Source organism: Enterococcus sp. AMC1623, assembly GCF_058216495.1.
Window position 1 is genome coordinate 183944 of record NZ_CM177096.1, and the last position, 18584, is coordinate 202527.

An 18584-nucleotide genomic window follows, 5' to 3' on the forward strand; every position below is an offset into this window, starting at 1 on the left:
TCTAACTTTTGTGGTAGAATATGAGAGAACTTGAATAAGGTAGGGAATAAACATGAAGATACTTGCAATAGATACATCTAATCAAACCATGGCAGTCGCTGTTACCGATGACAATCGTCTGTTGGGACAATTGCAAACAACTGTCAATAAAAATCATAGTAAAACGTTGATGCCTGCTATTGAGACATTGATGAAAGAACTTGAATTAACGCCCCAAGAGCTTGATCGCATTGTTGTGGCACAAGGTCCTGGTTCGTATACAGGCTTACGCATTGGTGTGACAACCGCCAAAACATTGGCAAATACGTTAAAAACTGAATTAGTCGGTATTTCTAGCCTAAAAACAATTGCGGGCAACTGTTATGGACGAAAAGAATGGATTGTTCCTCTTTTTGACGCTCGTCGTCAAAATGTTTATGCAGGAGCCTATCAATGGCAGAATGGACAATTAGTGAACGTTTTGGCAGATCAGCACATTGCGTTAGCTACATTATTGGCTCAATTAGAAGGACAGGAAGTCTATTTTGTAGGAGAGGATGTTCAAAAATTTCAAGAAATCATTACAGAGACATTACCCAATGCCATTTGTAATTCGATTATTTCCTGGAATTACCCAAGTGGCGTTACACTGTCTGAGCTTGGTAAACAAGCACCTACTGTAGCAAGCCATCCTTTCTTGCCAAACTACTTAAAACGTGTGGAAGCAGAAGAAAAATGGTTGGAAACCCACGAAATTGGAGAAGAAAGTTATGTTGAAAAGATTTAAGACTTTTCTTTCTTTTTTACGTGAACAAAGTGGCTATCAAGAAAAAACAATTACCATTGATGCAAGTGTTTATCAAATTCGTGAGGTTTTTCCAAAAGATATTAGGGCATTGATGCGTGTCCAACAGTTGGTATATAAAGACTATCAACCGTGGCATCGAGGCGCTTTTTTGTCCGAATTGTATTCGGTGCATAGTCATCGTTATTTATGTATCGTTAGCAATAACCAAATTATTGGATTTATTGGTATCCGTGTGGTTGCAACAGATGCACATATTACGAATATTGCCGTGATTCCTGATTATCAAAATCAAGGTTTGGGTAATTATTTATTGATGGAAGCGGAAAAGTTTGCTAATCAGTATGCGTGTCAAACAATGTCGTTAGAAGTGCGTATCAGCAATGTAGATGCCCAACGACTATATACAAAATTAGGATATACAACACGTCAAGTTTTGACGGAATATTATAGTGAAGGCAAGGAAGATGCCTTAGATATGGTGAAAGAATTAAAATGAAGATAACAAGTAAACATTTTTTCGAAACAACAACATTAGCGTCTGAATTACATCAATTAGCAGAAACAAGTTATACGCATGGTTCACCATGGACGATGGCGCAATTTATAGAAGATATCCATAATGAGCAAAGTGACTATCTGATTTTAGAAAAAGGGTATATTGCTGGTTTTTTAGGCTATCATCAATTTTTAGATGAGATGGAGATTTTTAATTTAGTTGTGCATACACAAGAGAAAAAACAAGGATACGGTGCGGCGTTATTAAAAGAGTTATTCCGAGTGGCGAATGAAGAGCAAATTGCTCAGATTTTATTAGAAGTCCGAGTTTCTAATTTTTCAGCTCAAAATTTATATCTGAGTCATGGGTTTGAGATTATTGCTCGAAGAAAAAATTATTACCAAGCACCTACAGAAGATGCATTGATTATGATAAAGAAAGTGAGGCCAACGTTGGTCAAATGAGAGAATTGATTTTAGCAATTGAAAGCAGTTGTGATGAAACAAGCGTGGCAGTCATTGAAAATGGTGCTAAAATTTTAAGTAACATTGTTGCATCACAAATTAAAAGTCATCAACGTTTTGGCGGTGTTGTTCCTGAAGTGGCTAGCCGTCATCATGTTGAACAAATTACGTTATGTATTGAAGAAGCACTAGCTGAGGCGGAAATTTCAATTGAAGAATTATCTGCTGTGGCTGTGACACAAGGTCCAGGCTTAGTGGGATCATTATTAATTGGAATAGCAGCAGCAAAAGCCTTTGCTTGGGCGCATCAATTACCATTGATTCCAGTCAATCATATGGCCGGGCATATTTATGCAGCACGTTTTGTTCAACCATTAGAATTTCCATTAATGGCGTTATTAGTTAGTGGTGGACATACGGAATTAGTGTTGATGGAAGAAGACGGGTCTTATGAAATTGTTGGAGAAACACGCGATGATGCCGCAGGAGAAGCATATGATAAAGTGGGGCGTGTTTTAGGTTTACCCTATCCAAGTGGGAAAGAGATAGATCGTTTAGCTCATATTGGAAAAGATACCTATCATTTTCCACGAGCTATGATTCATGAGGATAATTTTGATTTTAGCTTTAGCGGTTTGAAGAGTGCCTTTATTAATTTAGTGCATAATGCTGAGCAACGTGGTGAAGCATTATCGACAGAGGACCTAGCGGCTAGTTTTCAAGCAAGTGTCATTGATGTACTTGTTCATAAAACCATACATGCGTGCCAGCAATATCCAGTCAAACAGTTAATTGTTGCTGGGGGAGTAGCAGCTAATCAGGGATTAAGACAAGCGTTAGAAGAAGCTGTTAAACAATTACCAGATGTTACGTTAGTAGTCCCACCGCTACGTTTGTGTGGTGACAATGCTGCGATGATTGGCGCAGCTGCGCATGTTGAACTAGCGAAAGGCAACTTTGCGAAGATGTCCTTAAATGCTGTTCCAAGTTTAGCATTTCCTGTAAAAAAATAGAATCAGATAAAAAGAACAAGTCTAGTTGATTAGGCTTGTTCTTTTTATCTAAACAACAATTACTTCTTCCTTAAATAGCGTTTTGGTCGCACGATAAATATTGAGTGCTGTTTGAGATTGATTCATTGTATACAAATGAATCCCAGCTGTATCTTGTGTAACTAAATCGACAATTTGATCAATAGCATAAGCTAACCCTGCCGCTCGCAATGATTCTGGATCGTGTTCATATTTTTCCAAAATAGCAATAAATTTACGTGGTAGCGCAGTTTTAGTTGTTTTTATTAATCGTAGCGCTTGGTTACGGTTAACAATGGGCATAATCCCTGCATAAATGGGGACATCAATACCTACAATGTCGCAGTTTTCACGAAAGCGGTAAAAAGTATCATTATCAAAAAATAATTGTGTGATTAAATCATCACAGCCGCTATCTACTTTTTTCTTTAAATTTTGTAAATCTTCTACGCGATTTTTAGCTTCAGGATGAACTTCAGGATGACATGCACCACTAATTTGGAAAGTGGGTTCTTCTTCTTTAATAAAATGAATTAAATCGCTTGCATGTTTGAAATCTTCCAAAGGTGGTTTATCTGCATAAATATCACCACGTAAGGCTAAAATTCGATTCGTGTTAGAGCGTTTTAAAATATTAATTGCTTCCCGAATATCTTCTTTTGAGGAATAAGCTGCTGTTAAATGAGCGATACTTGGCACATTCAAGTTTTTTTGAATGTAACCTGCTAATTTCAACGTAGTCGTTTTTAAATCAGCATTTTTATTACTACAAGTCACACTGATGAAATGCGGACCTAAGTCCTGCAATTCATCTAGTGTGTCTAAAAGTAGCTCGTTTGACGACTTGGTGTTTGGTGGAAAAATTTCAAAAGAAAGGGAAGGACGTTGCCTCTCCACATTATCAGTCATTCACAAGCTCCTCTCGTACTTCTTTGGCAGCTAATACTAAGTTTTCTAAACTAGCATAGGTTTCTTTTTCACCACGTGTTTTCAATCCACAGTCAGGATTTACCCAAACTTTATTTGTTGGGATTTTCTCTAAAATTTTACCAATAGTTTGTTTAATTTCTTCGATTGATGGAATACGCGGTGAATGAATATCATAAACACCAGGTCCAACTTGTGTTTGGAAATTATTACGATTTAAGGCATCTAATAAGGCTAAGTTTGAACGAGAAGCCTCAAAACTAATAACATCAGCGTCCATATCATCAATCGCTTTAATGATATCTTCAAACTCGCTATAACACATATGTGTATGAATTTGTGTTTCTGGTTGCACTTTGCTGTGAACTAAACGGAATGCTGGAATAGCCCAGTCTAAATATTCGCTGTACCAGTCTGTTTGACGTAAAGGCAATTTCTCACGTAAGGCAGCTTCATCAATTTGGATGATGCGGATGCCATTTGCTTCTAAATCTAAAACTTCTTCTTGGATGGCAAGAGCTAATTGGTAGGTACTTTCTTTAATAGAAATATCTTCACGTGTGAACGACCAGTTTAAAATCGTTACAGGACCAGTAAGCATTCCTTTAACAATTTGATCCGTTTTACTTTGTGCGTATTTAGACCATTGCACGGTAATTGCTTTTGAACGAGCAATATCGCCCCAAATGATTGGTGGTTTTACACCACGAGTTCCATAAGATTGTACCCAACCATTTTTAGAGAAAAGATACCCATCTAACGCTTCACCAAAGAATTCAACCATATCATTACGTTCAAATTCTCCATGAACTAAAACATCTAAGCCAACTTTTTCTTGGAAAGTAATACAGTCATCGATTTTCTTCGCAATAAAGGCATCGTATTCTTCTTGATTGATTTCACCACGTTTAAATTTCCCACGCGTAATTTTAACTTCTTTTGTTTGTGGGAAGGAACCAATGGTTGTTGTTGGTAATGTTGGCAATTGTAATAAATCAGTTTGTAAAGCTTCACGTTCTGCAAATGCAGGTAAACGAACGAAATCAGCGTCTGTTAGTTGCGTAATTTTTTCTTGTAAGGCCTTATTAGCAGTAATTCGTTCCTGTTTGAAAATACGATTATTTTTCTCGATTGCTGCTTGATCGGTTTTGTCTAAAGCCACTAATTCTGCTAATTTTTCTTTCGCAAAAGCAAAATATTGCTTGATTTCGTCTGAGAAAACTTCATTTTCAACAGAATATGGAACATGTAACAAAGAACATGACGTTGTTAAGACTACATTTTTTGGTAATTTAGCTAATAAATCAAAGGTACTTGTATAGTTGTTCGTCCAGATATTTTTACCATTTACCACACCAGCGAATAATATTTTATCTTCTGGGAAAGATGTTTTCGTGATTAGGTTTAGTGTTTCTTTGCCTTCAACAAAATCTAAACCAACGCCATCAAAGTCTAAAGCAATGACCTCTTCATAAATATCACGAATATCACCAAAGTAAGTTTGTAATAAGACGTTTAATCCTTGTTTATTTGCTAGTAATGTTTGATAAAACTCTTTAAAACGAGCAATATCATCAGCTGTTAAATCTAAAACTAAACCAGGTTCGTCAATTTGAATCCATTCTGCTCCAGCTTCAGCTAATTTTGAAAATACTTCTTGATAAGCTGCTAATAAATCTGCCGAAAAATCTGCACTTGTTGTGCCATCGTGGTATTGACCTAATTGCAATAACGTAAATGGTCCTAAGATTACTGGACGAGTAATAATTCCTAATTCTTTTGCTTCGATAAATTCATCGACAATTTTAGTTGTATTTAATTGAATTTTGGTTGTTTTTTCAAATTGAGGCACTAAATAATGATAATTTGTGTTGAACCATTTTTTCATTGGCAAGGCATGAACATCACCTTTATCTCCTTGATAACCACGGGCTAAGGCAAAATATTCTTCTAGCTCATCAAAATCTAAGTCTTTCACTTTTTTAGGGATGATATTAAATAAAACCGATGTATCTAATGTATTATCATAGAAAGAAAAATCATTGCTTGGAATTTGATCGATGCCAGCTTCTTTGATAACATTCCAATGCTTCTTGCGTAAATCTTTCGCAAAAGCTTTTAAATCTTCTGCGGAAATTTCATTTCTAAAATATTTTTCTGTTTCAAATTTTAATTCTCTAAATTCGCCTAAACGAGGAAATCCGATAATTGTTGTTGTCATTAACCAACACTCCTTTTTTTGTGTTGAAGATAATGTATCATGAAAGAAAAAGATTGGATAAGTGAAGATTTCTATGGTAGGTTATAAATAAAATCTATAACATATAGGGTTTATATAAGGAGGAGTAATGATGAGGATACAACAATTAGAATATTTAGAAAAAATTGTCGCGTTGGGTTCAATGAATGAAGCGGCTAAAGCCTTGTATATGACACAACCAAGCTTGTCTAGCGCGATTAAAGAATTAGAAAATGAAATGAATATTCAAATTTTAGTTAGAAGTAAGACGGGTGTCCGTTTGACAGAAGAAGGACGTGAGTTTATGTCCTATGCACAACAGATTATGGATCAAGTTCAATTATTAGAAGAAAAATATAAAGATACACGTCCTCGTAAGCAAACTTTTTCAGTTTCAGCACAACATTATGCTTTTGTTGTCCATGCCTTTGTCGAATTAATCAATAGCTTAGATGTAGAAGAATATCAGTTTAAATTGCGAGAAACAGAGACTGAAAATATTTTAGAGGATTTAAGTCATTTTAAAAGTGAATTAGGTATTTTATATTTAAATTCTTTTAATGAAAAAGTTATGATGAAGCTTTTTAAAGAGCGCGAATTAGTTTTTCAACCTCTTTTTCATGCGAAACCGCATGTTTTTGTAAGTAATACCTCGCCTTTAGGGCAGAAAGACTTAGTAGAATTATCGGATTTAGAAGATTATCCTTATTTATCTTATGAGCAAGGCGAACGTAATTCATTTTATTTTGCTGAAGAAATTTTAAGTACCTTAGAGCATCGAAAAGATATTAAAGTGAGTGATCGGGCAACTATTTTTAATTTAATGGTGGGAGTGAATGGTTATACAATTAGTTCAGGAGTTTTAAGCAAAAAATTAAATGATGACAAGATTATTGCTGTCCCTTTAAATATCAAAGATGAAATGACGATTGGCTATTTAAAGCATAAACAAAAGGAATTATCGCCAATCGCTCAACAATATCTACAAATGTTAGAAGACCATATTCAGGGATATGGCTTTGAAATTTTATAAAGAGGAGTTGCTTAATTTGGATAATAAGTGTATATTTATTCAAAAGATGCCGTCTAATTAATAAAATATGCGTTTCTTAAGAAGAGCTAGAGGCGATACTTTAATACAAATTAGGAGTGATGGATAGTGGGTAATTATTTATTTTCAAATTATGCAAGAAAACCTTTTGAGATTATGGAAGGCAATGGTTGTTACGTTACCGATAATCATGGAAAAAAATATTTAGATTTTACCAGTGGAATTGGAGTTATGAATTTAGGTTATAATCAAGCTCACTTAAATCAAGTTTTAGCAGAGCAAGCGCAAAAGATTTGGCATACGCCTAATCTTTATGAAAATCATTTACAAGAAGTTGTTGCAGAAAAATTGATTCAAGAAAAAGATTATTTAGCATTCTTTTGTAATTCGGGGGCAGAAGCAAACGAAGCAGCGATTAAATTAGCTCGTAAAGCAACAGGTAAATCTCAGATTATTACGTTTACCAATTCGTTCCATGGACGAACATATGGTGCTATGTCAGCGACTGGACAGTCAGCCATTCATACTGGATTTGAACCATTAGTTCCTGGTTTTATATATGTTCCTTATAATGATTTTTCAGCATTACAAGAGCAAATTTCAGATCAGACAGCAGCGATTATGCTTGAACTCATTCAAGGCGAAGGTGGCGTAACGGTTGCTAACCAAGAATGGATTCAGCAGATTGTTACACTGTGTCAAGAGAAAAAGATTCTATTGATTGTTGATGAAGTCCAAACTGGAATTGGCCGGACGGGTAGTTTATTTGCTTTTGAACAATTTGGCATTGAGCCAGATATTTTTACGTTAGCAAAAGGATTAGGCAATGGTTTTCCAATCGGAGCAATGCTAGGAAAAACGGCTTTAGGTGAAGCTTTTGGCCCAGGTAGTCACGGTACAACCTTTGGCGGAAATAAATTAGGAATGGTCGTAGCAAGTGAAATCCTAGATAGTTTGTCTTCGGAGATTTTGGTTGCTAGTCAACAAAGAAGTCAGCAATTATTTGCTGGTTTAAATAAAATTAAGTCAGACAAAATTAGTGAAATTCGTGGGAAAGGATTAATGATTGGTATTGAACTTCAACCGGATATTTCTGTTGCTGAAATAGTAGAAGATTTAGAAGCAGAAGGATTGTTAGCTCTACGGGCAGGTGCTAATACCTTACGTTTATTACCACCATTAATTATTTCTGAAGAAGAGGTTACTTTAGGACTTGAAAAATTAACTAAGGTTTTAGAAAAATAAGAAAAAGAGTTGTTTTGTATATATACGCAAAATAACTCTTTTTTGTATAAAAATGTAGTCAATATTCGTCTTTTTACATATATTTACAAAAAAATACATATTTTTTTATAAAAAACCATTGACCTTTAACGAATAACTCTCTATAATTCTAATTACTTTATAGAAGGAGTGAAGAGGATGAAAGCAGCAATCGTTGGTGTGACAGGATATACAGGAATAGAATTGGTGCGTTTGATTCATCAACACCCCTCATTGACATTGGGGACCTTACATAGTCACTCGATGCATAAAAACTCAATTTCAGAGTTATATCCACATCTACAACAGCTTTGTGAGCAAGAAGTTGAAGCATACGATGCAGAAAAAATCATGAAAAATAATGATATTGTCTTTTTTGCTACTCCTTCAGGAATTAGTAAAGACTTAGTCCATGAATTTGTGGCACAAGATTTTCCAGTTATTGATTTATCTGGCGATCTTCGTTTAAAGGATTTAGAGAGTTATCAAAAGTGGTATAAAAAAGACCCCACTACTCAAGATATCGTAGATAAAGCAATCTATGCTTTACCAGAATTTTCAGCAATCAAAGGAAATTTATTATCGAACCCAGGCTGTTATGCTACGGCAGCGATTCTTTCTTTGGTGCCATTACTTAAAGAACAACTTATTGATTTAGATACCATTATTTTGGATGGGAAATCGGGTTTATCTGGTGCAGGTAAACAATTATCAGATAGTAGTCATTACGTGACAGTTGACGAAAATATGACAATGTATAAATTAAACCAACATCAACATATTCCAGAAATTATTCAATTTTTACAAACATTTGATTCAAATTTATCAACGATTCAATTTACAACGAGTTTGATTCCAATTAAGCGTGGTATTTTTATGACTCTTTATGCCAAAATCAAACCAAACGTAACAAGTGAACAAATCCAACAAGCATTTGATAAACATTATCAATCCAAACCGTTTGTCCGAGTACAACCAACTGGCTGTTTACCAGAACTACGCCAAGTAACAGGAACAAACTTTTGTGATATCGGTTTTGGTGTAAACGAAGAAAATCAAACATTAACTGTAGTGGCAGTCATCGATAATTTGATGAAAGGTGCTGCTGGTCAGGCAATTCAGAATTTTAACTTATGGGCGGGACTTGAAGAGACTTGCGGTTTAACGCAAGTCCCATTGTTCCCGTAAGGAGCGAGTGAACTAAATGGAAAAAATTAAAGGTACAATTGCTAGTCCAATTGGTTTTTATGCGGATGGCATTCATTGTGGATTAAAAAGAAAAAAATTAGATCTAGGTTGGATCTATTCAGAAGTACCAGCGAGTGTTGCTGGGGTTTTTACAACGAATCAAGTACAGGCAGCTCCTATTAAATTAAGTAAAGCAGTTATACAAGGTGGTAAAATTCAAGGAATTATTGTTAATTCAGGAAATGCCAATGCTTGTACGGGTGAAGAAGGTTTTGCGAATGCGCAACAAATACAACAGTTAGCCAGCGAAAAATTGGGGATTGATGCTTCATTAGTGGCTGTTGCTTCCACGGGTGTGATTGGACATCAATTACCCATGGAAAGAATTGTAGCAGGCATTGAATTGTTAGATCAATCGACAGAACAACAACCAGAAAATTTTCAAAAAGCCATTTTAACGACAGATACGACTGAAAAAGCTATCACTATTACAGCAGTCATTGATGGTAAGCAAGTAACAATCTCTGGTTGTAGTAAAGGTTCAGGGATGATTCATCCCAATATGGCAACTATGTTAGGCTTTATTACTACAGATGTGGCGATTTCATCTACGTTGTTGCAAGACTTATTAAAAGAATTAACAGAAGTAACGTTTAATCAAATTACAGTGGATGGTGACACTTCGACAAACGATATGGTCGTTGTGATGGCAAATGGATTAGCTAAAAATCAAGAAATCACTGAAAAAAATACCGATTATCAACAATTTAAAGAAATGCTAACAATCGTTTTGACAGAATTAGCCAAATTAATTGCGAAAGATGGCGAAGGGGCAACTAAATTAATTGAAGTAGATGCAACTGGAGCAAAAACAGCTAGCGATGCTCGAATGATTGCAAAAGCAATTGTTGGTTCAATGTTAGTAAAATCAGCTATTTTTGGAAAAGACCCAAACTGGGGACGTATTTTATGTGCGATTGGTTATAGTGGCGTTGAATTTGACCCAACAAACGTAACGATTGAGCTTGCAGGGATTCCAGTATTTAAAGCGGGTGAACCACTTGGATTTGATGTAGAACAAATGGAAGATAATTTAAGTGAAGAAGAGATTAAAATCGCTGTTTATCTAAATGAAGGCGATGCATTTGGACAAGCATGGGGCTGTGATTTGACGTATGACTACGTTAAAATCAATGCACTTTATCACACATAGGAGGAAATGAATATGAAAACAATCGTAGTAAAAATGGGCGGCGTTGCTTCAGATAACTTAAATGATGCTTTTTTTCAAAAAATTTCTTCTTGGCAAAACCAAGGTTATCGTGTGATTATTGTTCATGGAGGGGGACACTATATCTCTAAAATGATGGATATTTTAGGAATTAAAGTAGAAGTGAAGCAAGGACTACGTGTTACTTCTGAAAAAACATTAGAAATTACGCGAATGGTTTTATTAGGACAAGTACAGCCGATGATTACCACTCATTTTCAACAAGCAGGTTTTCCTACACTAGGTATGAATGCTGGTTGTGATCAATTGATTCAAGGAAAAATTATTGATGAAGAAAAATTAGGTTTTGTTGGTGAAGTGACGGCAGTGAACAGCGAGCTTTTAAATACCTTAATTGAAAAACATCACATTCCCATCATTGCGCCATTAGGGATTACTGAATCAGGACAATGGTTAAATATCAATGCTGATGAAGTAGCTTGTAAAGTTGCGGCAAGTATTAAAGCAGAAAAGTTATATCTATTAACAGATGTTCCAGGAATAAAAAAAGAATCTGAATGGCTAAAAGAAATTTCTGTAGCAGAAATCTCTCAATTAAAAACAGAAAAAGTAGTTACAGGTGGCATGTTACCAAAATTAGACAGTGCACATAAAGCGCTGTTAGCAGGCGTGAAATCAGTCTTTATCAGTAATACGATTGATTCATTTGGAACAGAAATAAAAGTAGCTGTAGGTTGAACTGAACGGAGGAAAACGATGGAATTTCAAGGGAAAAGTTTTTTAGCAGAAAAAGATTTTACACAACAAGAATTACAGTATTTAATTGATTTATCCCAGCATTTGAAAAAACTAAAAAAACAAGGGATTACACATCGTTATTTAGAAGGGAAAAATATTGCCTTATTGTTTGAAAAAACATCAACGCGAACACGGGCAGCTTTTACAGTGGCTTCGGTCGATTTAGGCGCTCATCCAGAATTTTTAGGCGCAAATGATATTCAATTGGGTAAAAAAGAATCCGTGGAAGATACGGCAAAAGTGTTGGGTAGTATGTTTGATGGGATTGAATTTCGTGGATCCAGTCAAGCAGTAGTTGAAGCATTGGCTGAACATTCGGGTGTCCCTGTATGGAATGGTCTCACTGATGAATGGCATCCAACACAAATGATTGCTGACTATCTAACGATTCAAGAAAGCTTTGGAAAAGTCAAAGGCATTAATCTCGTTTATTGTGGCGATGGTCGTAACAATGTGGCACGTTCATTGTTAGTCACTGGGGCTATTTTAGGGACAAATGTGCGAATTGTTGCACCAAAAGAATTGCATCCTGACGAACAATTAATTGCTTTGGCAAAAGAGTATGCGCAACAATCAGGTGCTGAAATTTTGGTGACAGACAATGTAGATGAAGGCGTTTTAGGCGCTGATGTCTTATATACCGATGTCTGGGTATCAATGGGTGAAGAAGATAAATTTGCTGAGCGAATTGAATTATTACTTCCTTATCAAGTGAATCAAATGATGATTGAGAAAACCAAAAACGAGCAAGTCATTTTCTTGCATTGTTTACCTGCTTTTCATGATGCAGAAACAGATTACGGTCAAGATATTCAAGAAAAATTCAATCTAAGTGAAATGGAAGTAACCGATGAAGTCTTCCGTAGTAAACATGCCAAACAATTTGAACAAGCTGAAAATCGCATGCATTCAATTAAAGCGGTTATGGCAGCAACTTTAGGACATTTATTTATTCCGAATAGTTAAAATTAAACACAAGACTAGCGCAATAAAAAAAGATTTGCTATAATCAGTGTACATTTCATACATGATTTAGTGATCAAGAGAGTAACTTTTCATTTTTTACTAGCGAATTCGGGAAGGTGGAAGCCGAAATAAAGAAGAGAAGTGAAGCGCACTTGTGAAAATTTGCTAAGCAAACGGCATCTACCGTTATCAGATAAAGTGGGTTCGATTTGTCGAACAATCAGAGTGGTACCGCGGGAATTCTCGTCTCTAGTGTTTTTTACACTAGAGACTTTTTGTTTGCTGTCGCATAAAAATCAATGAGACTACTTTAGGAGGAAATAATTTATGAATAACAAAGATATCGTATCAAAAGCAATTTTTGATGTGGTCAAAGAAGATTTGTCATTAGAACAAGTTCAACAGCTATTAGAAAACCCCAAATCAGCCGATCATGGAGACGTGGCTTTTCCGGCATTTGCCTTGGCAAAAGTTTACCGTAAAGCACCACAACAAATTGCTGCTGATTTAGCTGAAAAAATTGATGGTTCATCATTTGAAAAAATTGAGGTAGTTGGACCGTATTTAAACTTCTTTATGAATAAAGCAGTAATTAGTCAAAACGTTTTAGCAACCGTTGTAAAAGAAAAAAATCATTTTGGTGATAGTAGCGAAGGAAACAACGCTAGTGTCCCAATTGATATGTCTTCTCCTAATATTGCTAAACCAATTTCAATGGGACATTTACGTTCAACTGTCATTGGGAATTCAATTGGCTTTATTTTAGAAAAAGTAGGCTACCAACCAATTCGTATTAACCACTTAGGAGATTGGGGAACACAATTTGGGAAATTAATTGTAGCTTATAAAAAATGGGGTTCAGAAGAAGCTGTTCGTAATGAACCCATCACTGAATTATTGCGTTTATATGTAGAATTCCATGAAAAAGCTGAAGAAGATAAAGCGTTAGAAGATGAAGCACGTGCATGGTTTAAAAAATTAGAAGATGGCGATGAAGAAGCTATTTCATTATGGCAATGGTTCCGCGATGAATCAATGAAAGAATTTAACAAAATTTATGACATGTTAGAAGTATCTTTTGATTCATTAAATGGCGAAGCTTTCTACAACGACAAGATGGATGAAGTTGTTGAAATGTTAGAAGAAAAACATTTATTAAAAGAAGACCAAGGTGCAGAGATTGTTGATTTAACGAATTACGACTTGAATCCTGCATTAATTCGTAAATCAGATGGTGCAACATTGTATATTACACGTGATATGGCCGCTGCGTTATATCGTAAACGTACGTATAATTTTGGCAAATCATTATACGTTGTTGGGAATGAACAAAGTTATCATTTCAAACAATTAAAAGCTGTATTAAAAGAAATGGGCTTTGATTGGGCTGATGATATGTATCATATTCCATTTGGCTTAATTACCAAAGATGGTAAAAAATTATCCACACGTAAAGGGAAAATTGTCTTATTAGAAGAAGTATTGAATGAAGCAATTGATTCAGCCAAAGAACAAATTAGTGAAAAAAATCCAACTTTAGAAAATAAAGAAGAAGTAGCTAAACAAGTAGGGGTAGGCGCAGTTGTTTTCCATGATTTGAAAAATGATCGTCTAAACAATTTTGACTTCACTTTAGAGGAAGTTGTTCGTTTTGAAGGTGAAACAGGACCGTATGTTCAATATGCACATGCGCGTGCGATGAGTATCTTAGCAAAAGCTGCATTTACACCAGACGAAACCAAAACGTATGCTTTAAATGATGAAGAAAGCTGGGAAGTGATTAAATTAATTCAACGTTACCCAGAAACAATCCAACAAGCAGCAGATAAGTATGAGCCATCTGTTATTGCGAAACATTCAATTAAATTGGCACAAGCATTTAACAAATATTATGCCAATACGAAAATCTTAGCAGAAGACGAGCAAAAAGAAGCGCGCTTAGCGTTAGTTTTTGCTGTTACTGTCTTGTTAAAAGAAGATTTACGTCTCTTAGGTTTACATGCACCAGAAAAAATGTAAGTAAAAATAGTCTATGCCATAAGTTTGTTTTTAAACAAATTTATGGCATAATTTTTTTTGTATGGACAATTATTTAAAATCATGCAAAACTTAATTTGGATGTATTATAGATTTAGTCAATACTATTGTCGAGGGAGAAACGGATGCGTAAAATAATATTATTTTTTTTAATACCAATCTGCTTTTTTTATTCTAAAGAAATTTTTGCTCAAGAAAATGTAAAACAAGACGTTTTAGTCATTTATTCAACAAAAGACGAGCAAAAGCTAAATGAATTACGCATGTTAGATACTATTTTAGGTCGATTTAATATAAACTATCAATTTATTAATGAATCAGACATCCAAAGTGATGCAATTCAAAATAGTTCACATATTATTTATTTTGGATTAGACAAAACGACTTTTTCTTTAGAAACAAAAAAAGCATTAGACACATTTGAGGGAAAGCTTTATGTGATAGGCCATAATGCAGAGCAATTGGCTAAAATGAACGTATTTCAAATAGAAGGCGAGCTATTGGTTGATCAGATTATTTTAGCCGATTTCATTCAAAAATTACCTGAACAAAGGATTATTTATCATGTGCAAGCATCAAAAGATGAGGTTGAGCAAAAAGCGTTGGCTACCTTTGAAAAAGAACAGCAAGTACCTTTAATCGTTCAAAATGATGGGAATTATTTTTTTGCTGCAGAAACAATGTTTGCGCCATTTGGTCCATTAGTAGCAGACTCTCTATATGATTTTTTAGGTGAAAGTCAACAAGGATTTGTTCGTTATTTACGTTTGGAAGATGTTCATCCCAAAGTAGATGCCCAGCAATTACGCGAGCAAGCAGAATATTTAAAGGACAAAAATATTCCTTACATGGTGGCGGTTATTCCTATATATACGAATAAAGATGGTGAGACGATTCATTTTTCTGATTCACCCCAATTATTAAATACGCTCAAATACATGCAAGAAAACGGAGCAAGCATTATCTTACACGGTTACAAACATCAATATCGCAGTTCGGAAACAGGTGAAGGCTTTGAATTTTGGGATGTCGAAAATGACCGACCTATTTATCAAGAGGATGAAGCACCTGCAAAAAAACAAAGTGATTTTTCAACGGAACAAGAATACCAAGAATTTATAAAATCTGGAGAAGAATTTGAAAGAGGCTATATAGAAGAAGCTATCACTAAAGGTGTATCTGAACTAGTTGAGCAAGGTTTATATCCGCTAGGGTTTGAAGCGCCACATTATGCTATTTCTCAACAAGGATATGAAGTTGTTGCAAAACACTTTAGTTCATATATTGGACGTCTTCAATTAACGGATCAAACTTATCAAAGCGAATATCAGCCGACATATGTCTCACAACCATCCTTTTTACACGGTATGACTGTTTATCCAGAGACACTTGGTTTTATTGAAGAAGGGGATAAACAAGCATTTTCTGCTATGGAAGGACGGGTACACGTGCTTTCCAATTATCGTCAAGCTTATATTTCAGCGTTTTATCATCCTTATTTAGGATTGGATGGATTAAAAAAAGTAGTAAGTATATTAGAATCGGCAGAACAAGCCACATGGTTAGATTTGAAAGAAGAAAACAATCAAGTTCAAATAGAGGACTATTTAATTACTTCGCAAAAAGGTCAAGTTCGTGTTAATCACACAGATGTTTCACAATTAAACACACACAAGAAACAGTTCATGTATTATGGTATCGCAGGTATTGTGGTATTTGTGGGGATTCTGGTCTTATTTTTTAAGAAAAGAAATTAAAAGGTGATATCTAGCGGTTAAAAAAAATACCCGGTGATAGAAAGCGTATTCTATCGTCGGGTATTTTTATTAGACAGCATGTGTTTTGAAATAATTTTCGATAACTTGTGCATCTTCTTCGGTACGCGAGATAACAACCACAACGTCAAAACCAGCTAATGTACAGATTTTTTCCTTCATTGAAACTTCATCAATGGCTGCAGATAAGATAGGGGCATTATCAGGAATTGTATTAATTAATGTTAAAAATTGTACACGGTCAACTTTAGTTACCACATCCTGAATGATATGAGTTAAGCGTTGATTTTCGGTTTCTTCTTTTTGACCTTGACTTTCTTGAAACAACTCAAATTTTGCTTGTCCAGTTCCATCTGGTGATTTCACAATTTGCAAATCACGAATATCACGTGAAATGGTTGCTTGAGTTGCAGTTACTCCTTCTTTTTCTAAAAGATGTAACAACTCTTCTTGTGTACGAATGGTATGGTTATTCACAAGTTGTTTAATTAATACATGGCGATCCGCTTTACGCACATGATTCAGCTCCTTTTTGCATATAAATTCATTTCTTATCATAGCAAAAGATACTTAAAATAGATAGCTTTAAGGTGTGTAAAATTGAGAATTAAATAGATAATTCCATCATGAGATCAGAATCTATATATTTGTTATTAATCATAGGAATTTCTTGGAAACCAAATTTTTGATAAAGCGCAAGTGCCGTAGCTAATTTATGGTCTGTATACAAAATAATTTTCGTTGCATATTGTTCTTTGGCTTGTTGGATGGCTGTTTCCATTAGTAAGTTTCCTAGTTTGAGCCCTTTGTATTTTTCTGTTACTGCTAATTTTGCTAACTCGTAAGTTGTTTCATCTACTTTAATCAAAGAAACAGTGCCGACTATTTCATTTTGATATTTTGCAAAAAAGATACAGCCGCCTGTATCTAAAATAACCTCTTTAGGAGAATTTAAAATTTTAATATCTTCTGGTTCAACGGTGACATATTTTTCCAGCCACTCGTATCCTAACCGTTTAAAATCATCATGATATTTTTCTTCGTACGTAACAATTTCAATTTGTTTCATGCAATCACCTTCCATTTTCAACTAATAAAAATTATAACATATCAGCAGTCTTTTAATCTTAATATAAACAAATAATGAGATACAAGCGAACTAAGAAAACATATTTTATAAAAAAGAAAAATTCGCATCTGATGAAAAATAGTAGCAAAAAGATAATATATGCTAGTAATCTAAAAGCTTTTAGTTGAAAAGCGTTGTCCAATCCTATATAATTACAGATGGCTCAAAAAGATTTGTAAATAGATTGCAATTATTTTTGTGTCATATTATAATAGTTGAGGCACTTTAATAAAATATTGCTGTGTCAACAATCCACATCTTACTTTATCTGCGGAGCGGTGCTGAAAATCAGTTCTCCAAAGAGCTATGAAGTAGGAGAGGGAAAAAATAAAAACCAAATTGGAGGAAACACAAAATGGCAGTAATTTCTATGAAACAATTACTAGAAGCCGGCGTACACTTTGGTCACCAAACACGTCGCTGGAACCCAAAAATGAAGAAATATATCTTCACAGAAAGAAACGGAATCTACATCATTGACTTACAAAAAACAGTTAAATTAGTAGATGCTGCTTACGATTACATGAAAGAAGTCGCTGAAGATGGCGGAATCGCATTGTTCGTAGGAACTAAAAAACAAGCTCAAGAAGCTATCAAAGAAGAAGCTATCCGCGCTGGTCAATACTATGTAAACCACCGTTGGTTAGGTGGAACTTTAACTAACTGGGAAACAATCCAAAAACGTATTGCTCGTTTGAAACAAATCAATGCAATGGAACAAGATGGAACATTTGATGTTTTACCTAAAAAAGAAGTTGCTGGTTTGAACAAAGAACGTGAACGTTTAGAAAAATTCTTAGGTGGTATCGCTGATATGCCAAGAATTCCAGACGTAATGTACGTGGTTGACCCTCGTAAAGAACGTATTGCAATTCAAGAAGCACACAAATTAAATATCCCAATCGTTGCTATGGTTGATACAAACTGTGATCCAGACGAAATCGACGTAGTAATTCCTTCAAATGACGATGCTATCCGCGCCGTTAAATTGATTACTTCTAAAATGGCAGATGCTTTCATCGAAGGCAACCAAGGTGAAGATCAAGTAGTTGAAGAAGATTTCGTAGCTGAAGAAGCTGCAACTTCAATTGAAGAAATTGTTGATGTAGTAGAAGGCGACAACGCATCAGCTGAATAATTTTTAAACGACGGAGCTGTTTCAAAGGCTAGGCGAAAAGCCGTACTCTCCTTTGAAACAGCTT

17 protein-coding genes and 1 other annotated feature are annotated in these 18584 nt (G+C 35.0%); of the genes, 13 read left to right on the forward strand and 4 right to left on the reverse strand.

Annotated features, from left to right (window positions below; genetic code table 11):
* Window positions 1-52 precede the first annotated feature (52 nt).
* The 4 genes from tsaB to tsaD are packed head-to-tail and all read left to right on the forward strand — an operon-like array spanning window position 53 to window position 2760.
* Window positions 53-766, forward strand: a complete 714-nt coding sequence (gene tsaB, locus AC4BC7_RS00945; RefSeq protein WP_207940105.1) for a tRNA (adenosine(37)-N6)-threonylcarbamoyltransferase complex dimerization subunit type 1 TsaB — start codon at window positions 53-55, stop codon at window positions 764-766.
* A complete protein-coding gene (gene rimI / locus AC4BC7_RS00950) occupies window positions 750-1283 on the forward strand; it encodes a ribosomal protein S18-alanine N-acetyltransferase (protein WP_207940106.1) in 534 nt (177 codons plus the stop codon). The genes tsaB and rimI (AC4BC7_RS00950) overlap by 17 nt, the downstream gene beginning before the upstream one ends.
* Window positions 1280-1747: a ribosomal protein S18-alanine N-acetyltransferase gene (gene rimI, locus AC4BC7_RS00955; RefSeq protein WP_207940107.1), complete on the forward strand. Its 468-nt coding sequence runs from the start codon at window positions 1280-1282 to the stop codon at window positions 1745-1747. The genes rimI (AC4BC7_RS00950) and rimI (AC4BC7_RS00955) overlap by 4 nt, the downstream gene beginning before the upstream one ends.
* Complete coding sequence (gene tsaD / locus AC4BC7_RS00960) at window positions 1744-2760, forward strand: tRNA (adenosine(37)-N6)-threonylcarbamoyltransferase complex transferase subunit TsaD (protein WP_207940108.1); 1017 nt, start codon at window positions 1744-1746, stop codon at window positions 2758-2760. The genes rimI (AC4BC7_RS00955) and tsaD overlap by 4 nt, the downstream gene beginning before the upstream one ends.
* A gap of 48 nt (window positions 2761-2808) precedes the next feature.
* On the opposite strand, the gene metF is transcribed toward tsaD, so the two are convergent.
* Together metF and metE are read right to left on the reverse strand one after the other, a co-directional pair.
* A complete protein-coding gene (metF, locus tag AC4BC7_RS00965; protein WP_207940629.1) occupies window positions 2809-3675 on the reverse strand; it encodes a methylenetetrahydrofolate reductase [NAD(P)H] in 867 nt (288 codons plus the stop codon).
* A gap of 4 nt (window positions 3676-3679) precedes the next feature.
* Entirely contained in the window at window positions 3680-5926 is a 2247-nt protein-coding gene (metE, locus tag AC4BC7_RS00970) for a 5-methyltetrahydropteroyltriglutamate--homocysteine S-methyltransferase (protein ID WP_490503541.1), read from the reverse strand.
* A gap of 130 nt (window positions 5927-6056) precedes the next feature.
* On the opposite strand from metE, the gene AC4BC7_RS00975 reads away from it, so the two are divergent.
* From AC4BC7_RS00975 to AC4BC7_RS01010, 8 genes are all read left to right on the forward strand, one after another.
* Window positions 6057-6977 carry a LysR family transcriptional regulator gene (locus tag AC4BC7_RS00975; RefSeq protein WP_490503542.1) on the forward strand — a complete coding sequence of 307 codons (921 nt, stop codon included), beginning with the start codon at window positions 6057-6059 and terminating at the stop codon, window positions 6975-6977.
* Window positions 6978-7151: 174 nt separating this feature from the next.
* Window positions 7152-8240: an acetylornithine transaminase gene (argD, locus tag AC4BC7_RS00980; RefSeq protein WP_490504394.1), complete on the forward strand. Its 1089-nt coding sequence runs from the start codon at window positions 7152-7154 to the stop codon at window positions 8238-8240.
* Between the two features lie 177 nt (window positions 8241-8417).
* The gene (gene argC / locus AC4BC7_RS00985; RefSeq protein WP_490503543.1) at window positions 8418-9446 is read left to right on the forward strand and encodes an N-acetyl-gamma-glutamyl-phosphate reductase; all 1029 of its coding nucleotides are present in this window, start codon (window positions 8418-8420) and stop codon (window positions 9444-9446) included.
* 16 nt (window positions 9447-9462) lie between these two features.
* Entirely contained in the window at window positions 9463-10659 is a 1197-nt protein-coding gene (gene argJ / locus AC4BC7_RS00990; RefSeq protein WP_490503544.1) for a bifunctional ornithine acetyltransferase/N-acetylglutamate synthase, read from the forward strand.
* Window positions 10660-10671: 12 nt separating this feature from the next.
* Entirely contained in the window at window positions 10672-11415 is a 744-nt protein-coding gene (gene argB / locus AC4BC7_RS00995; RefSeq protein ID WP_207940114.1) for an acetylglutamate kinase, read from the forward strand.
* Window positions 11416-11433: 18 nt separating this feature from the next.
* Window positions 11434-12441, forward strand: coding sequence for an ornithine carbamoyltransferase (argF, locus tag AC4BC7_RS01000; RefSeq protein WP_207940115.1), 1008 nt, complete (start codon window positions 11434-11436; stop codon window positions 12439-12441).
* A gap of 60 nt (window positions 12442-12501) precedes the next feature.
* Window positions 12502-12695 (forward strand) — a binding site (T-box leader).
* Window positions 12696-12768: 73 nt separating this feature from the next.
* On the forward strand, window positions 12769-14460 hold the full coding sequence (gene argS, locus AC4BC7_RS01005; RefSeq protein WP_490503545.1) for an arginine--tRNA ligase: 1692 nt from the start codon (window positions 12769-12771) through the stop codon (window positions 14458-14460).
* Between the two features lie 143 nt (window positions 14461-14603).
* Complete coding sequence (locus AC4BC7_RS01010) at window positions 14604-16235, forward strand: DUF2334 domain-containing protein (protein ID WP_490503546.1); 1632 nt, start codon at window positions 14604-14606, stop codon at window positions 16233-16235.
* A gap of 69 nt (window positions 16236-16304) precedes the next feature.
* Here AC4BC7_RS01010 and AC4BC7_RS01015 read toward each other — a convergent pair whose 3' ends face one another.
* Both AC4BC7_RS01015 and AC4BC7_RS01020 read right to left on the reverse strand, forming a co-directional pair.
* Window positions 16305-16769 (reverse strand): arginine repressor, encoded by a 465-nt coding sequence (locus AC4BC7_RS01015; RefSeq protein WP_490503547.1) that lies wholly within the window; start codon window positions 16767-16769, stop codon window positions 16305-16307.
* 91 nt (window positions 16770-16860) lie between these two features.
* Complete coding sequence (locus AC4BC7_RS01020; protein WP_490503548.1) at window positions 16861-17322, reverse strand: GNAT family N-acetyltransferase; 462 nt, start codon at window positions 17320-17322, stop codon at window positions 16861-16863.
* A gap of 415 nt (window positions 17323-17737) precedes the next feature.
* Between AC4BC7_RS01020 and rpsB the strand changes: the two genes are divergently transcribed.
* On the forward strand, window positions 17738-18520 hold the full coding sequence (gene rpsB, locus AC4BC7_RS01025; protein ID WP_207940120.1) for a 30S ribosomal protein S2: 783 nt from the start codon (window positions 17738-17740) through the stop codon (window positions 18518-18520).
* Window positions 18521-18584: the final 64 nt, after the last annotated feature.